At 63.6% G+C, this 17062-nt stretch carries 14 protein-coding genes; 10 read left to right on the top strand and 4 right to left on the bottom strand.

The annotated features are described in order from the left end of the window. The first annotated feature begins 45 nt into the window (after window positions 1-45). From trmB to AB0I57_RS01405, 3 genes are read left to right on the top strand one after another with little or no spacing between them, the layout of a single operon-like run. Window positions 46-822, top strand: coding sequence for a tRNA (guanosine(46)-N7)-methyltransferase TrmB (gene trmB / locus AB0I57_RS01415; protein ID WP_358328789.1), 777 nt, complete (start codon window positions 46-48; stop codon window positions 820-822). Next, the gene (locus tag AB0I57_RS01410; protein ID WP_358328786.1) at window positions 819-1556 is read left to right on the top strand and encodes an NYN domain-containing protein; all 738 of its coding nucleotides are present in this window, start codon (window positions 819-821) and stop codon (window positions 1554-1556) included. The genes trmB and AB0I57_RS01410 overlap by 4 nt, the downstream gene beginning before the upstream one ends. 11 nt (window positions 1557-1567) lie before the next feature. Beyond that, complete coding sequence (locus AB0I57_RS01405; RefSeq protein ID WP_358328783.1) at window positions 1568-4540, top strand: MMPL family transporter; 2973 nt, start codon at window positions 1568-1570, stop codon at window positions 4538-4540. A 23-nt stretch (window positions 4541-4563) separates the two neighbouring features. On the opposite strand, the gene AB0I57_RS01400 is transcribed toward AB0I57_RS01405, so the two are convergent. Further along, the gene (locus AB0I57_RS01400; RefSeq protein WP_358333014.1) at window positions 4564-5229 is read right to left on the bottom strand and encodes a DUF1707 domain-containing protein; all 666 of its coding nucleotides are present in this window, start codon (window positions 5227-5229) and stop codon (window positions 4564-4566) included. 228 nt (window positions 5230-5457) lie between these two features. On the opposite strand from AB0I57_RS01400, the gene AB0I57_RS01395 reads away from it, so the two are divergent. The 5 genes from AB0I57_RS01395 to AB0I57_RS01375 all read left to right on the top strand — a co-directional run bounded on the left by AB0I57_RS01395 (window position 5458) and on the right by AB0I57_RS01375 (window position 10866). Then, window positions 5458-6915: an adenylate/guanylate cyclase domain-containing protein gene (locus AB0I57_RS01395; protein ID WP_358333011.1), complete on the top strand. Its 1458-nt coding sequence runs from the start codon at window positions 5458-5460 to the stop codon at window positions 6913-6915. Between the two features lie 29 nt (window positions 6916-6944). Next, complete coding sequence (locus AB0I57_RS01390) at window positions 6945-8081, top strand: YbhN family protein (RefSeq protein WP_358328780.1); 1137 nt, start codon at window positions 6945-6947, stop codon at window positions 8079-8081. Window positions 8082-8333: 252 nt separating this feature from the next. Then, window positions 8334-8888: a YceI family protein gene (locus AB0I57_RS01385; protein WP_358328777.1), complete on the top strand. Its 555-nt coding sequence runs from the start codon at window positions 8334-8336 to the stop codon at window positions 8886-8888. 70 nt (window positions 8889-8958) lie between these two features. After that, complete coding sequence (locus AB0I57_RS01380) at window positions 8959-9354, top strand: DUF3054 domain-containing protein (RefSeq protein WP_358328774.1); 396 nt, start codon at window positions 8959-8961, stop codon at window positions 9352-9354. Between the two features lie 39 nt (window positions 9355-9393). Further along, window positions 9394-10866, top strand: a complete 1473-nt coding sequence (locus AB0I57_RS01375) for a peptide MFS transporter (protein WP_358328771.1) — start codon at window positions 9394-9396, stop codon at window positions 10864-10866. Window positions 10867-10899: 33 nt separating this feature from the next. Here the strand turns inward: AB0I57_RS01375 and AB0I57_RS01370 are convergent, their stop codons facing one another. Then, window positions 10900-11637: a sulfite exporter TauE/SafE family protein gene (locus AB0I57_RS01370; protein ID WP_358328768.1), complete on the bottom strand. Its 738-nt coding sequence runs from the start codon at window positions 11635-11637 to the stop codon at window positions 10900-10902. Between the two features lie 98 nt (window positions 11638-11735). Beyond that, window positions 11736-13544, bottom strand: coding sequence for a penicillin-binding transpeptidase domain-containing protein (locus tag AB0I57_RS01365; RefSeq protein WP_358328765.1), 1809 nt, complete (start codon window positions 13542-13544; stop codon window positions 11736-11738). Window positions 13545-13634: 90 nt separating this feature from the next. On the opposite strand from AB0I57_RS01365, the gene AB0I57_RS01360 reads away from it, so the two are divergent. Together AB0I57_RS01360 and AB0I57_RS01355 are read left to right on the top strand one after the other, a co-directional pair. After that, a complete protein-coding gene (locus tag AB0I57_RS01360) occupies window positions 13635-14201 on the top strand; it encodes a hypothetical protein (RefSeq protein ID WP_358328762.1) in 567 nt (188 codons plus the stop codon). Between the two features lie 133 nt (window positions 14202-14334). After that, window positions 14335-15930: an ABC-F family ATP-binding cassette domain-containing protein gene (locus AB0I57_RS01355; RefSeq protein ID WP_358328759.1), complete on the top strand. Its 1596-nt coding sequence runs from the start codon at window positions 14335-14337 to the stop codon at window positions 15928-15930. 3 nt (window positions 15931-15933) lie between these two features. Here AB0I57_RS01355 and AB0I57_RS01350 read toward each other — a convergent pair whose 3' ends face one another. Then, window positions 15934-16890, bottom strand: coding sequence for a 2-oxoglutarate and iron-dependent oxygenase domain-containing protein (locus AB0I57_RS01350; RefSeq protein WP_358328756.1), 957 nt, complete (start codon window positions 16888-16890; stop codon window positions 15934-15936). Window positions 16891-17062 lie beyond the last annotated feature (172 nt).

The raw sequence follows: 17062 nt of genomic DNA, 5'->3' as shown, positions 1-17062 counted from the left end.
CGAGCAGGGACGGGCAAAAAACGTCGAGATGAACTCCACACCCGTATGCCGGAATCGGCCCTTATGCGTGACAATGGTCCGGTGAACCAAGCCGATCAGGACATTCCCACCAGCCCGGAGGGGGGTCAGCCGCAGGACCCGAGGAGGTCGCGTCTCCATCCGAGGGTAACGAGTTTCCGCTCGCGAAGGGGTTCCCTGACCGCCGCGCAGCAGGCCTCATGGGATCGGCAGTGGCCGTCCATCGGCGCGGATGTATCGGACAATCTCCTGGACACGGCCGAATGGTTCGGGCGGGAGGCCCCGCTGATTCTCGAGATCGGCTCGGGCACGGGCACCGCCACCGCAGCGATGGCAAAGGCCGAACCTCACGTGAATCTGATAGCCGTAGAGGTCTACCGGCCCGGACTCGCACAGTTACTACAGCAGATCGAACGGGACGCGATCCCTAACATTCGGGTACTCCGCGGCGATGCTATGGACGTGCTCGAAAACATGATCGGACCGGAATCACTCACGGGTGTCCGTGTATTCTTCCCGGACCCTTGGCCGAAGACTCGGCATCACAAGCGGCGCCTGCTGCAGCCCCCGACGTTTAAATTGATAGCGAGCAGACTGAAGACTGGCGGTGTGTTGCATGTCGCAACAGATCATGCCGAGTATGCCGAAGCGATCGCCGACGCCGGCAACGCGGAACCTCTTCTGACCTCTCTCGATTGGGAGTCACCGATGACGCACGAACGTCCGGTGACGAAGTTCGAGGACAAGGCTCACCGGGTCGGCAGCACGATCACCGAGTTGATTTGGGGGAAGATCAGGGCATGAGCGTCAGCGAGCAGTACTCCGATCTAGCCGACGCGGCGCCACTGGGTACCGCTGGCGCAGTGATGTCAGAATCACCCATGGTGAGCGGTCGTGACGGTCGCCACCCCAAGAGGGTCCTCCTCGTCTGGGACGCACCCAACCTGGACATGGGGCTCGGCTCCATCCTCGGTGGCAGGCCGACGGCTGCCTACCGGCCACGATTCGACGCGCTCGGTCGCTGGCTGCTCTCCCGGACCGCGGAACTGTCCGCGGTCGGCACCGACACCCTGGAGCCCGAGGCCACCGTCTTCACCAACATCGCGCCCGGAAGCGCCGACGTCGTGAGACCGTGGGTCGAGGCCTTGCGTAATGTGGGGTTCGCGGTGTTCGCCAAACCGAAGGTGGATGAGGACAGCGACGTCGATTCCGACATGCTCGACCACATCTCGCTTCGTCTCGGCGAAGGTCTGGCCGGTGTCATGGTCGCTTCCGCCGACGGTCAAGCTTTCCGCGAGCCGTTGGAGGACATCGCTGCGACTGGCATTCCGGTTCAGATAATCGGATTCCGTGAGCACGCCAGTTGGGCAGTAGCGTCCGACCTGTTGGACTTCGTCGATCTCGAAGACATCCCCGGCGTATTCCGGGAGCCACTGCCTAGGGTCAGCCTCGACACGCTGCCCGACGAGGGCGCCTGGTTGCAGCCATTCCGACCGCTTTCCGCCCTGCTCGTCGGGCGGAAAAGTGCTGCCGAGTAGGAGTTGAATCTGTGTTCGCGAGCTGGGGAAGCATTGTCTACCGGGCCCGATTCACCGTCATCGGCATCATGGTTGCCTTTTTGCTCGGTTTGGCTGCCTATGGCCTGAGTCTCGGTGACCATCTCAGCCAGAGCGGCTGGGACGACCCGGGTTCGGAGTCGGTCGCAGCAGCCAAGTTGGCTGACAGCACATTCGGCCGAGACACCACCAGCGATGTCGTGGCGATGTATACGGCGCCAGAGGGCAAGACGGTCGACGATCCGGAATTCCAGGCGAAGATCGTCGAGAACCTCGAAGCGCTGGTCACGAACCACCCGGACAAGATCCTCAGGATCAACGGCGGCTACTTCGAGGTGGGCAACGCGCCGCGACTTGCGGCCGCGTCGGATGCCGACAAACAGCACGCAATCGAGAGTGTCGCGATCGTCGGAGACAACGACACCGAGGTCACGAATAACTTCAGTGACGTCAAGGACGAGTTCTACATCGACGGTGTCGACGTGCAACTCTCCGGGCTCCAGCCCGTTGCCAGGGCGTTGAACGACACGATGGCCAACGACATTCGCCGCATGGAACTGTTGGCGATCCCCGCTGTCGGCATCCTTCTGTTCTTCGTGTTCGGTGGTGTCGTCGCGGCGGCGCTGCCGCTGATCATCGGTGGTCTGACCGTCGTCGGCGCCAACGGCATCGTCCGTCTGTTCACCAATTTCACCGAGGTCAACTCGTTCGTCGCACCCGTGGTCTCTCTGGTGGGACTGGGCCTGGCCATCGACTACGGGTTGTTCATCGTCAGCCGATTCCGAGAAGAGATGGCGGAGGGGCACGACACCCCCTCCGCCATACGTAGAACGGTGATGACCGCGGGCCGCACCGTGGTCTTCTCCGCAACGATGATCATGGTCAGCCTCGGTGGGCTGATGATCTTCCCGCAGGGCTTCTTGAAGTCGGTCGCCTACGGCGCGATCGCGACAGTGGGACTCGCCGCTCTGACGTCCATCACGATCCTGCCTGCGATCCTGGGCATCCTCGGTAAGCGGGTCGACTCGCTTACCCTGGACCGTCTCCGTCAGACCAAGAACGCCGAACAGATCGAGGCGAGCATCTGGGGCCGCCTCACTCGTTGGGTGATGCGGAACCCGCTCAAGGTCACCATCCCCATCGTCGTGGGCCTCCTCCTGTTGATCATCCCGCTGACAGGGATCAGGTTCGGAGGCATCAACGAGACGTATCTTCCCCCGAACAATCCGACTCGCGAGGCGCAGGAAGAGTTCGACGAGATCTTCCCGTCTCTGCGCACCGAACCGCTGAAACTTGTCGTGTCCGACGCGGACAACCAGCAACTCGGCGAGATCATCAGGGATGCCAGCGAGGCACCTGGCTTGATCGAGAGATTCACTCCTGAAGGGCCCACAACGGACGGCGTCGTCGTCCTCAAAGCCGGCCTGGTCGACCGCAACGATTCGAAGCCGGCCATCGACTACCTCCGTGCCATGGACAATCCCGACGGTGTGCAGGTGCTGGTGGGCGGGACTCCGGCGATCGAGCAAGACAGCATCGCCGCGCTGCTCGACCACCTGCCCGCGATGGTGGTCCTGGTCCTGTTCGTGACGACGCTGCTGATGTTCCTCACGTTCGGCTCGCTGGTGCTGCCCATCAAGGCCGCCCTGATGAGTGCGCTGGGCCTCGGGTCCACGCTCGGCATCCTGACGTGGATCTTCATCGACGGTCATGGTTCTTCTTGGCTGAACTTCACTCCGGGACCGATCAGTTCTCCCATCCTGGTGCTGATCATCGCGATCGTCTACGGCCTGTCCACCGACTACGAGGTCTTCCTGCTCTCGCGGATGGTGGAGGCGAGAGCCCAAGGGGCGAGTACGGCGGAATCGATCCGTATCGGCACCGCGCACACGGGCCGCATCATCACCGCGGCGGCCCTGATCCTCATCGTCGTCACCGGCGCCTTCGGGTTCTCGGAACTGGTGATGATGAAGTACATCTCGTACGGCATGATCGCTGCGCTGGTCATCGACGCCACCGTGATCCGTATGTTCCTCGTACCTGCCACGATGAAACTCCTCGGCGACGACTGCTGGTGGGCGCCGGCGTGGATGAAGCGTATCCAGGCGAAAATCGGTCTGGCTGAGCCCATCCTCGACTCCGCCTTGATGCCGTCCGACGTTCCGGAACTCATGCCGGCCGGTGCCGGCTCATCCGCGCGCGGCAAGGCCGGGACATTCACGCCCGGAAAACCTGAGCCCCTCACCCAACCAATGCCGTTGGTCACCAATCAGGCGCCGCCCGGCAAGCCCTCCGAGGACGAGACAAAGGCGCGTCACGCCCAGACCGAAGCTCGACGGTCGGCGACCGGACGTCCCGCCCGCCCGCCGGAGCACAGTGACGACGACCCACCACCGGAACCGGGGACCATGGCGTCGTCGGAGTCCGCTTCCCGGCGGCCGTCCCCGACGCCGTCGAGCACCTCGTCGCAGTCGCTTCCGGCACCGCCACCGCGCCCAGCGGCTCCGACGCAGGGACCCACCACCGAGTCGCGGCCCATCGAGAGTTGGCTCGCGGACCTTCGATCCACGTCCACAGCACAGCGGCGTGCGATCTCCTTGTCCGGAGAGGGTCAGTCCGGTGAGGGTCAGTCCGACAAGGAGAAGCCTGGGCAAGGGCTGTCTCCCGAAGCGAAACAGACTGGGTCCGTGCCGCCGTTCCCCACCTTCTCGCCGCGCCCAGTGACCTCGCAGCCGAGTTCCAGCGAACCGGAGGCATCACAGCCGGTCGGCGACAGTCGGCGCGAGAAAGACAGGAGCGACACCCCTTCGAAGGGCCCGAACGGTGTTCCAATCAACGAGAAGCGTCGTCGTAGCGTCGACGAGCCGCCCGCCGCTCCGGAAGACGCGGCGAGCGGCAGACACCGCGCGGACGACGACACCGCCGTGAGCGTGAGCGAACTCATCGCGCGGCAGAACCGGCAGTGACGAATCGCGCCGGATGAGATCTACTACCCGAACATCCGGCGAATGGACGCACTCAGGGAGTGTCTTGCCGTGACACTCCCGAACCGGACCTTGCCGTGCGCTACGACATGCAGTGGGCCGATCGGCGGGCCGGTGCGGACCTTGTTCCTTGCCGTGCCACCGATGGTTTCCACCCCGCCCAGGTCGACCGTCGCCTCTTCAGGCACGACCAGCGTGATCGTGCTTCCGTAGTCGTCGATCGCTACGTGCACCACCTGCGTAGCCATGATGGCTCGGGTGAAGTCGAGCGTCACGGTCGACAGCTTGCTGTCCACCTCGAGAACCGGCGGAACACTCCACGGCCCGCTACGGCTGACCGCCGACATCCGGCCTCGGATGACTTCCCGCGTCGTCGGGATCGGTGTCGCGTACGCGTTCGGTGCCACCGGTTGGGCGATGTTCTGAGGCAGGGGATACGGGGTATGCGCGGGCGTAGGCGATGGCGGCGGTGTCGACGGGGCAACCATCTCCATGCCCGGAAGATCCGCCAGAACCGCATTGAGCTCGCCTCGTGTCTTCGCGACAAGGACCGCATCGATCCGCTCGGTGAACTCACTCAGCGAGAGCATCCCCTGCCCGACCGCCCGCTGTAACAACTGGCTGACGTGCTCTCGTTCCGCGTCCGTTACGCGCAGATCCCTTGCCTCCATACCGATCAGAATAAGCACCCGGTTCATGGAAGTATCAGGAAGGCTGTGGCCGCTACTCGGGCGCGCTCGTTCACGCCAGGTTTGTCACGGATGGCTCCCGGGGAACACGCATTCGCGTGCTTTGAGGGACATCTACGACTCCACCCCCGCGCTGCCCGCTAAATTAACGACGTGCGGGAATTCTATAGAGGGATTGCAACGACAGTCCGCAGTCGCTGGCCGCTCTATATGTTCTCGATGCTCCTCGCCAACTTCTTCGGCGCCATTCTGGTCTTCGCGTTCGTGCGCTACGGCGTGCCGATCCCGGAAACACCGGCCTTCGCGGAAGACCGATTTCGCAACATCGCCATCTTCGGTGGTTACCTCGCGTTTGCCACTGTCGTAAGCCTCACCGCTGCGGCGATGATGCTGAGGTCTGTCGTCCAGTGGCAGCTACGGGGAGGTCCACCTACGCCCAGCCAGCAGATGGCGGCTCTGCACGCACCGCTGAGGCAAGCGATCGTGCATCTTGTGTTGTGGATCCTCGGCGGCATCATCTTCGTATTTCTCACGGTCACGGAGATGCCGGAACTCGCGATTGTTGTAATCGTCACGGTCTGCATGGCCGCCACCACAACATTCGGCTTCACCTACATGCTCGGCGAACGCATCCTGCGTCCGGTTGCCGCTCGTGCTCTCAGTGAGGGTGACTTCGACCGCACCGTTGCTCCCGGCGTCGGCGTCCGGATGGCCATGACCTGGGGGCTGGGAACACTACTGCCCGTCATCGGCATCATCCTGTTGTGCGTCACACAGCTCACCGACGAACTGTTGTTCAGTTCCAACGCCCTCGCATGGGCGATCCTGCTGGTGTCGATCATCACGATCACACAGGCTTTCGCGTTGTCGATGCTCACGGCCAGCCAGATTTCCGACCCGATCAAGCAACTGAGACGAGCCATCGAACGCGTCCAGCGCGGTGCCACCGACGTCCACGTCGAGGTATTCGACGGAAGCGAGATCGGGAGACTTCAAGTCGGGTTCAACCGCATGATGCGTGAATCGGACGAACGACGACGCCTGAGCGAGTTGTTCGGTCAGCACGTCGGCGAGGACGTCGCACGCCGAGCGCTGCAGTTCGGAACAGAACTCGGAGGTGAGACTCGATTCGTGGCCGTGTTGTTCGTCGATATGGTCGGTTCCACCGGTGCTGCTGCCGAACGGCCCCCAGGAGAGGTTGTGAACCTCCTGAACGAATTCTTCCGCATAGTCGTCGACGTGATCGACCGCCACAACGGATTCGTCAACAAGTTCATGGGTGATGCGGCGCTCGCAATCTTCGGAGCCCCCCTGGACCGCCCTGACGCTCCGACCGCCGCCCTGGCCGCGGCCAGGGAATTGCGGTTCGCCCTGAACCGGATTACCGGCCTCGACGTGGGTATCGGCGTCTCGGCGGGCCTTGCCGTGGCGGGCAACATCGGTGCATCCGAACGCTTCGAGTACACAGTGATCGGCGATCCCGTCAACGAGGCGTCACGGCTCACGGAGCTCGCCAAGCTTCATCCGAGCCGCGTACTGGCGTCGACGAGTGCCTTGTATTTTGCAGACGACGAAGAACAAAGACACTGGGAACTCGGTGAACAGGTCCAGTTGCGGGGGCGCCGCCGCAACACGCATCTGGCTTGGCCCGAGGACTATCCGAAGTAATCCGCCACCCGTTGGTTACGCTGACCAACGTGGCCCAGCCCCGATCCGACCCTCCCTCAGCCGAGTCGGCTCGTCGTCGAAGTCGATTCTGGTGGATCAAATGGCTGCTCGGCGCGGGCCTTGTGACACTGCTGACGGTCGAGGCCATCTACCTGTGGCCGACACTGAGCGATTCGTGGAGGGCTCTCACCGAGATTCACTGGGGATGGGTCGCCGCGTGTATCGGCGCTCAGGCCGTCTCCTTGAGCGGATACGGCGCTGTCCAGCAACGCCTGTTGCAAGCGGGCGGCGTTGTGGTCGGTCAGCTGAAGTCGGTGTCGGTGATCTACGCGAGTACGGCGATGGCCGTCACCCTGCCTGCCGGCCAGGTGTTCTCCACAGCGTTCACCTACAAGCAGACCCGCAAGTGGGGCGCCACCCCGATCGTGGCGTCGTGGCAGCTGGCGATCTCGGGGGTGATCGCGGCGGGCAGCCTTGCGCTGCTTGGTGCAGCAGGCGCCTTCACCGTGGGCACGAAGGTGAGCCCCGTCACCCTGGTGCTGTCGTTGGTCGCGGCGTTCGCTCTGTTCTACGGCCTGCGGCACGTTTCCCGAAACCCCGGTTCCATCGATTCGATCGGGCGATGGTTGCTGTCCCGGTACAACACCTTGCGCGACAACCCTCCGGACACCGGCGTCGACCGCTGGAACAAGATCCTGAGCCAGCTCGAGTCGGTAGAACTCGGGCGCCGCGATTCCCTGGTCGCGTTCGGATGGTCGGGCGTACACCGGCTCGCCGACGTTGCATGCCTCGGATTTGCATGCTGGGCGGTGGGCGCGGAACCATCGCTGGCGGGCCTGCTCATCGCGTTCGCCGCTGCCAAGGCGGTGGCGAGTATTCCGCTGGCCCCGGGCGGACTTGGGTTCGTCGACGGCACCCTGATCGCCACCTTGACTGCGGCAGGAGCAACTGCGTCTCAGTCACTCGCAGCGGTCTTCGTCTACCGCGTGGTCAGCTATATCCTCGTCGCCCTTGTCGGCTGGATAGTCTTCCTCATCCTCTTCCGGTACAACCAGCACGAGGATCTGGCGATGGATCTCGAGTTCGAACGGCAAGAACAGTCGCCCATACCCGCAGACGAACATTCCTCCCACACTCCAGAGCCCGAGCCTGATTCCAAGCCGTAAACCGCGCACAGCAGCCCTCGATCGAGACATCGTGGTTCCGCACATATAGCGCTCGACGCTCCAGCGCCCCTGGTCAATTCGAGCGATAGACTTCTTAGGCTCACGCTTCCTGTCACGCTCGCGTGACACAAGTAGGCCATCCAGCAGTGACGTAGATCACGCTCCGTTGCGGAACAAGTCCCCGTCCAGTGCCGTTGTCTACCTACGAAGTTAAAATTTCAACTACTTCGCCCGTCGATCCAAGGAGTTCACATGACCACCGCCACCGTCGCCCTCCCCAACCTGTCCGCTGGAACCTGGGCCATCGATCCGACCCACTCCTCTGTCGAGTTCTCCGTACGCCACCTCATGGTCAGCAAGGTCCGCGGCACGTTCGACGACTTCAGCGGCGCGATCACAGTCGCGGAGGATGGCACCGCCTCCGTCAGCGCCGAGATCCAGATCGCGTCCATCGACACCAAGCACGAAGGCCGTGACGGCCACCTCAGGTCGCCCGACTACTTCGACGCCGAGCAGTTCCCGACCGCCACCTTCAAGTCGACCGGCCTCCGCACGAAGGGCGACGACTACGTTGTCGAAGGCGACTTCACCCTCCGCGGCGTGACCCGTCCCGTCGAGCTCGCGCTCCAGTTCAACGGCGTCAACCCTGGAATGGGCCACGGACCAGTGGCGGGCTTCGAAGCCACCACCGTCATCAACCGCAAAGACTTCGGTATCACCGTCGAAATGCCGCTGGAGACCGGCGGAGCTGTCGTCGGCGACAAGATCACCCTCACTCTCGAGATCGAAGCAGGATTCCAGGCCTGAGCCTCCGCCCCCAAAACACGCGCCCACCTTCCCCCGAGGAAGGTGGGCGCGTGCCATCTAGGCTGGGTCCGTGAAGAAGTACCTGCCCGCTCTCGTGCTGGATATCGTCCTCGTCGTCGCGTTCTGCGCCATCGGCCGCAACAGCCACGACGAGGCGAACACGCTGGCGGGACTGGCCAACACGGCATGGCCTTTTCTGACCGGTCTGGTGATTGGTTGGATCGCCACTATCGCGCTCTACCGCGACAAGTTCGATGCGGTTCTGATCGTCCCGACCGGAATCCTGCTGTGGCTGTCGACGCTCGTAATCGGCATGGCGCTACGTATCGCCAGCAGCCAGGGTACGGCGCTAAGCTTCATCATCGTGGCGGGTACCGTTCTCGCCGTGTTTCTCCTCGGCTGGCGGGCCGTCGCGAAAGCCCTCACGAGGGCGCGCCGCCACGCGAACGTGAGCAAGTCCGTATAGCCGGCGCCGGGCACCGACTCGATGTGAGGCAGGTTCCTCATGAGTGAGACACTCGATCCCAAAGTGGAAGAGAAGAAATCCAGTCACGGATTCTTCGGCCAACCGCTCGCTCTGTCGAACCTGTTCGGCGTCGAGATGTGGGAGCGATTCTCCTTCTACGGGATGCAGGGCATCCTGATCTACTACCTCTACTACTCGGTCTCCGACGGTGGCCTGGGGATCACCCAGGCCTCCGCTACCAGCATCGTCGGCGCCTACGGCGGCACGGTATATCTCTCGACCATCCTCGGCGCCTGGGTAGCCGACCGGCTCCTCGGCTCGGAACGCACCCTGTTCTACAGCGCCATCCTGATCATGCTCGGCCACATCGCCCTCGCCGTACTCCCCGGCCTCGGGGGTGTCGGCGTCGGCCTCGTCTGCGTCGCCTTCGGCAGCGGCGGACTGAAAGCCACCGCCACGTCGCTCGTCGGCGATCTCTACGAAGAGAACGACGATCGCCGCGACGCCGGATTCTCCATCTTCTACATGGGCATCAACATCGGTGCCCTTGTCGGCCCACTTCTCACGGGCTGGGCTCAGAGCACCATCGGATTCCACGCAGGCTTCGCGCTCGCCGCGATCGGCATGGCCCTGGGACTCACCCAGTACACGATCGGTCGCAAGCGGCTGCGCGGCATCGGTGCAAAAGCACCGAACCCGCTTCCACGGGATCAGCGCAGCCGGTGGATCGCGATCGGTGCCGGTGCCGTTGTCGTAGTCGCCGTGCTGAGCTTGACCGGCGTGATCAACACCAACGATCTGTCGAACATCGTCGTCGGATTGACGATCGCGGCGACCGTCATCTACTTCGTCGTCATACTGACGAGCAGCCGCATCACTGCGGTCGAACGTAGCCGCGTCTACGCGTTCATCCCGATGTTCATCGCCAGCGCAGTGTTCTGGTCCCTGTTTCAGCAGCAGTTCACCACCGTCGCGGTGTACGCGGACCAACGGCTCAACCGCAATGTGTTGGGCTGGGAGTTCCCTCCAACGTGGGTACAGTCGCTCAATCCGATCTTCATCATCATCTTCGCGGGCATCTTTGCGACTGCCTGGACCAAGCTGGGCGACCGTCAGCCGTCGACCCCGATAAAGTTCGCCGTCGGCACCATGATCATGGGGCTCGCATTCCTGGCATTCATCCCGATGTCCGGTGGCGGCGCCAACAGCGCGCCAGTACTCGGCTTGGCCGGAATCCTGCTGCTGTTCACATTTGCCGAACTGCTGCTGTCCCCGGTCGGTCTGTCACTGTCGACCAAGTTGGCTCCCAAGGTCTTTCACACCCAGATGGTGGCGCTCTTCTTCCTGTCGGTGGCGCTGGGAACCGCCATGGCGGGCACCCTCGCCGGCTACTACAACCAGGACAATGAGATTCCGTTCTTCACCACAGTCGGGCTCGGATCCATCGGGGTGGGCATCATCCTCCTGATCGCCGCACCGAAGATCAAGCAACTGATGAAGGGCGTGCACTGACAGTCTGAGCGCGTTGTCGGCTCACCGCTGCACTCAGCGCACCAACAGCCAGCCGGCCAGCCCGAATCCGGCGATGGCGATGACAACGCGGAGCACAGACGGCGGTATCCGCTTGACGACAGGTGGTCCGCACCAGCCGCCGGCCAGGGCGCCGATCGCCATCGCGGCGGCGGCGCTCCAATGGACGGGGCCGAAGACCGCGAATCCGATGGCTGCCACCAGATTGGCGATACCCAGCAGGAAACTCTTCAGTATGGTCGCGCGCCAGATCTTCTCCGAAGTGAGGATCAGGGCGATCGCCAGGAAGATCACGCCTGCGCCCGCGCCGAAGTATCCGCCGTAGATTGCGACCACGAACAACGACACGGAATAGGTACGGGGCAAGTCACGCTCGCCCGCCAGCATGCGGATCCGCGGCTGCAGCAGCAACGCAAGTGCCGCGAACGCGACCATGAACGGCACTATCGCCTCGAACGACCCCTCCGGAGCCAACAACAGGATCCCGGCACCGACACATCCGCCCACAGCCGAGTACAGCGCCCATCGCCACAGCCTGGGACCGGTATCGACGACCTCCCTACTGGAGTTGGACAGGGCTCCGACACCGACCGCGACCAGCGCAACGGTGTTGGTGACATTCGCCGCCACCGGCGACAGGCCGACGGCGAGCAGTGCGGGATAAGACACGATGGAGGCCAAGCCCGTTACGAAGCCGACCAGTCCAGCGAAGAACCCGGCTACGAGGAGAACTCCGAAATCGAGCAGGGCCACGGAGTAGGAACTTACCGACCTGCGTGGCAAGCACAAGCTGCTACGCAGGAACTACGTTGAGTCACAACCTATCTTCGGATTGCAACGTGCAATGAGATTCAGCGAAGAAACCGCCCTGCGGCCTGCACCGCTGGACCCGAACTGTCGGCTCCGGCAATGAAGACTGCAAATGCCAGGTCGTCCTTGATTCCGACGAACCAACCGTGGGCCGGTCCGCTTCCCGCTTCCGCCGTACCCGTCTTTCCGAGAAGCCCCGGAATGTCCTGCAGCGCAGTGGCCGTACCGCCGGTCACGGTTTCACGCATCATGGTCCGCAGGTCCGCGGTGACGTTCGAGGGCACCGGTGGGGGCGTCTGGTCCGCCGTACCCGGCTGCCCGTCGACAATCATGGGCAGTGGGGTCGAACCGTTTGCGATAGACGCGGCGACCATTGCCATGCCGAAAGGCGAAGCAGTCACTTGGCCCTGTCCGATGCCTGACTCGACTCGGGCGGCCGAACTGTCCGCGACCGGCACATTTCCGGTGACGGTCGTCAACCCGGGAGTGACGTAGTCGACGCCCAAACCGAATTGCAGAGCAGCCTTCTGGAGGGCATCGTCCGGCAACCCTGCGGCCAACCGACCCATGGTGGTGTTGCAGGAGTGGGCGAAGGCGGTATGCAGCGGGACGTCACCGAGATCGAACTGGTCGTCGTTGGGGATCTGCCTGCCATCGATGTTTTCGGTACCGGGGCAAGGCAGGACAGTGTCGGGTGTGACGACTCCGGCCTGCAGGGCAGCGGACGTCGTCACCGTCTTGAACGTCGACCCCGGGGGGTAGAGACCGGTGAGCGCGATCGGGCCTACCGCGTCTGCTGGGGCGTTCTGCGCCACCGCCAACACGGCTCCCGTCGAGGGCTGTAGCGCGACGATCACAGCCTGCTGCGGCACATCGGCAAGAGCCCGCTCCGCCGCTATCTGAAGAGGGATGTCGAGAGTCGTCGCGATGTCGGGCGCGTCGGGCCCCTGCTCGCCGGCGATCGTCTCGGCTGTTCCGTCCTGATCGACCAATTGCACGGCCCACCCAGCAGATGCATCTTGTCCCTGCTGCCACAGGTCTCCGAGATCGGACAGCGTCGGCGAGGCCAGCGCCTTGTCGGTCGTGATCAGCCTGGTCTGCGGTACCAACGTCACTCCGTCGAGTTGCCGCAACTGCGACTCGATCGGCGCGAGGTCCTCGGTGCGCAGAGAAATGACCGTGACCGGGCCTCCTTCGGCGCCGTCCAGGTTCTGCTGCAGGGAGGCCGCGGTGATCGTCGGTTCGATGGGGGCGAGCAACTGTGCCACCGCGACGGTATTCGCTCCTTGCTCGAGGTTGACCAGCGTCACCACCTGTTGCTCGAGGATCGGAGCGCCTGAGGCGGCAAGAACCTTCGCAGGCGTCCCGGACGTAGGGGTGTAGCGGAGAGTGGAATCATCCGAGAGACCGGGTGCGAGCACTGCGGGATCCCACACGATCTTCCAGTCGTCGCCCTCCTTGGTGGCGTTGCCGGAGGTGCTGTATCTCCAGTCCTGCCCCGGCGCAAACGGCCAGTCCACATCCATCGTGAAGGTTCCGCGGTCGTCGCCCGACTCCAGCGCACCGGTGCGTGTGAACTTCCCGTCCTTGTTGCCCAGCCCGTCATACATCGCCTGGATCGCCGCGGAAGCCGCGACGGGATCGGTGGTGAGGTCTGCCGCGGCCTGCACGTCGTCGCTGTTGAGTGCGTCGACGAATTGCTGCGACACGGTGTCGGGTTGGTCGGGCCCGAAGAGTCCGCAGGCCGAGAGCACCGTCGCGAGTACGACTATCCCCACCGCCGCCTTTCGGGTCGAGGCAGGACGGGTGGTGCTGTGACGAACAGTTGCGGTGCGCACGGAGACGATCATGCCTGAGATGGTGGCGCGTTTCGAGTAAACGGTGTAATCATGTAATTAGAGAACACCGTGTTTGTCATACCAGGCTCCGAGGAGGATGCCATGAAGAACGCACACGGTCCCCGCAGTCGCCGATTCGGGCGGCCCGGCGGATGGCAGCAAGCTGACGTTCCTGCTGCGAGTGACGCAGCCGACTGGTTCAGTGGCCGCCTCCCCGACGATTGGTTCACCGGACCCCCCACCGTCGAGGTCGACCGCGAGGAGATCATCGTGGTCGGTGCATTGCCCCCCGTCGATTCTGCGGACACGAACTCCGAGGCCGCAGGGGACGGTCGCGTCGCCCGGTTCCGTGAATCGACCCGCGCAGCCCGGATGCAGATCGCCGACGAAGCGGAGTTGCGATACGGACGCAAGGTTGCATGGGGTGTCACCCTCGACGACCGAACCATTCTCTTCACCCACCTGGCCGTCCCGGTGATGACCCGACTCCGCCAACCCGAACGCAAAGTTCTCGACACACTCGTCGACGCCGGGGTAGCGAGGTCTCGCTCGGACGCTCTGATGTGGACGGTGAGACTGGCCGGCAAGCACACCGAGGAGTGGCTCGCCGAATTACGAGAGGCCATGGCGAAGGTGGACGAACTCAGGGCCGACGGCCCTCAGATCTAATTCGATTGCGCGAATATCGGTCGCGCCCTACCGTGGACGTGCCGAACAAGCACCGGACACGAAGGGAACGGGCCATTGCTCCTGACGAGGTAGTCACGCGAGTCGTCATCCGCACATACCTCTGGAGTACACCATGGCCCAGTCATACCTATCTCTCTCCGATCTCACGTTCACCTGGCCGGACGGTGAACCGGTGTTCGAAGGCCTCGATGCCGTCATCGGTACCGGGCGTACCGGCCTCGTCGGCCTCAACGGTTCGGGGAAGTCCACACTGCTCCGGTTGATCGCCGGTCGCTTGCACCCCGACCGCGGGTCGGTGACCGCGCGTGGCGAGGTGGCGTACCTTCAGCAGGACGTCACACTCGATCCGACGCGTCGGATCGATCGTCTACTGGGCATAGCAGAGGTCCGGGCTTCATTGCACCGCATCGAGGCCGGGGCCGGTACGTCCGCCGACTTCGATGCCGTTCGAGGCCGCTGGGACATCGAGGAGCGCGCGGTGTCCACCCTTCACAGACTCGGCCTCGAACGGGTAGTGAGACGCGCATCCGACCTCGATCGCACCGTAGGTGAACTGTCAGGCGGTGAGACCGTTCTACTCACCCTCACAGCGCAATTGCTGAAGGAACCGGAGATTCTCCTTCTCGACGAGCCCACCAACAACCTCGACATCGAATCCCGCAGCCGACTCTACGATGTGGTGCAACGGTTCTCGGGCACGCTGTTGACGGTCAGCCACGACCGAGGCCTGCTCGACTCCATGGATTCCATTGCAGAACTACGTGGTGGTCGGATTCGCTTGTTCGGAGGAAACTTCAGCACCTACCTGGAGACCGTCGAGGCCGAGCAGGAGTCCGCGAGAGCCGCGGTGCGCGACGCGCGAAACGACGTGGAGAAGCAGAAGCGGGAACTGGCCGAGGCCCGCATCAAGCTCGACCGTCGTAAACGGTACGGGCAGAAAATGTTCGAGAACAAGCGCGCGCCGAGAGCCAAGATGAGGCTACTGAAACGTCAAGCACAGGAGTCGGCAGGCAAGCTGAGGAACAACCACCTCGGCAAGGTCGAAGAGGCAAGGGAAACGCTGACCGAAGCGGAGAGCGCGCTGCGCGATGACCGCGAGGTGCGAATCGACCTCCCGGATACGGAGGTGCATCCCGGCCAACAGGTTTTGTCCGCCCGGGAACTGGACCTCGTCAGCGGACAGCGGGTCTCGCTCGATGTCGTCGGCCCCGAGCGCATCGCCATAATCGGCCGCAACGGCGTGGGCAAGACGACGTTGCTCGATGCCGTGGCCGCGACCGGACCGAGAGTGCCCTTCAAGACGCTGCCGCAACGACTCGACGTGTTCGACGAGTCGCTGACAGTGGCCGAGAACGCAACAGCGGCCGCACCGCACGCGTCGGCGGAACAGATCCGCGCCCAGTTGGCCCGGTTCCTGTTCCGGGGCAGCGATTCCGATGTGTGCGCGTCCGCACTGTCCGGTGGGGAAAGGCTACGAGCGGCACTCGCGACCATACTGCTGGCCGAACCGTCACCGCGCCTACTGATGATGGACGAGCCCACCAACAACCTCGACCTACCCAGCCTTGCGCACCTCACGCAGGCTCTGCGCAGCTACCGGGGTGCACTGATCGTGGTGAGCCACGATCGGCAGTTTCTGCACGACCTCCGCATCACCCGCTGGTTGGAACTGACCGGCGAGGGTCTTCGCGACTATGAGGGTCCGTAGGCCCTACATCGTGATCTTGTCCAGTCGCGACTTGATGAAATCGGCTGAAATGACCGGCTCGAGCCCGGCGACCGTTCCGATCGGCGGATCGAGAGGTGTCACCCGAGCGTCGTGGTTGAGTTCATAGAAGAAGATGAGCGAGACGAGGTCCTCCTCAGGAGCCCCGGTTTGAGGCGGCAGGACTCGGTGCCGGCCCGACGGCCAGCGCCTTCCGCTCCAGTATTCGAGGAGATCACCGATGTTGACGGTGAGGGCCTCCGGGTCGTAAGGCGCGTCTTCCCAACCTCCTTCATCGGTATGTACCTGGAGCCCGCCCTCGCCAGGTTCCCGATCGAGCACGGTAACGGTGCCGAAATCGCAGTGTGGCCCGATACGGAACTGGCCGGGTTCGGGCTCACCCACCGACGACAGTGGCGGGTAGTGGTTGATCTTGAACATCCACGTCGGCCGATCGGTGCACCCTTCGAAATAGTCACCGGGCAACCCGAGCGCGGTGGAAAACAAGGCCAGGAGCTCGTTGGACAACTTGCGCACCGCCTCGGTATAGGCGGTGAGGAGATCACGAAGTTCCACCACTTCGGTAGGCCACACGTTGGGACTGAACCACACGTCATCGACGACGGGGTCTCCGACAGACGTCTCGGGCCCGGCGATGAACGACTCCTTGAGATCCGGGGGCGTCTCGGTGCCCTCGGCGTACCCGTCCGCCTCCATTCCCGGCGGGATCCAGCCGCGTCCGCCGACGATCGTCGAGTAGCGAGCCTTCACCTCTTCGGGGAGGGCGAAGAAGTTGCGGGCGGCGACCCGTACGTCAGCGACCAGGTCACGGGGAACTCCGTGCCCTCGGACCAGCAGAAACCCGGCGCGCTGCAAGCTTGCATCCACCTCCCGGGCGACGTCCGCCGCGGGTTGCCCACCCGCCCGCCAGAGTGAAAGGTCGATCGTTGAAATCGCAGTCATTCCGTCACCCCAATGCCTTCGTTCCAGAGTTCGTATCGGTTCACGACGAGTCAGGACATGAGATCGCTCCCCTCTCCAGCTTCCGCACTAGAGCGTGCGAGCACAACCATTCACGCGTCCAACAAACCGTCGTGTATTCGTCACGGTGCACTGTGGGTCGTACCTTTGAATG

It is taken from the genome of Rhodococcus sp. NPDC049939 (assembly GCF_040656415.1).
Lineage (GTDB): Bacteria > Actinomycetota > Actinomycetes > Mycobacteriales > Mycobacteriaceae > Rhodococcus_F.
The sequence above is the reverse complement of the archived record's forward strand: the minus strand, read 5'-3'. Positions and strand labels throughout refer to the sequence as shown.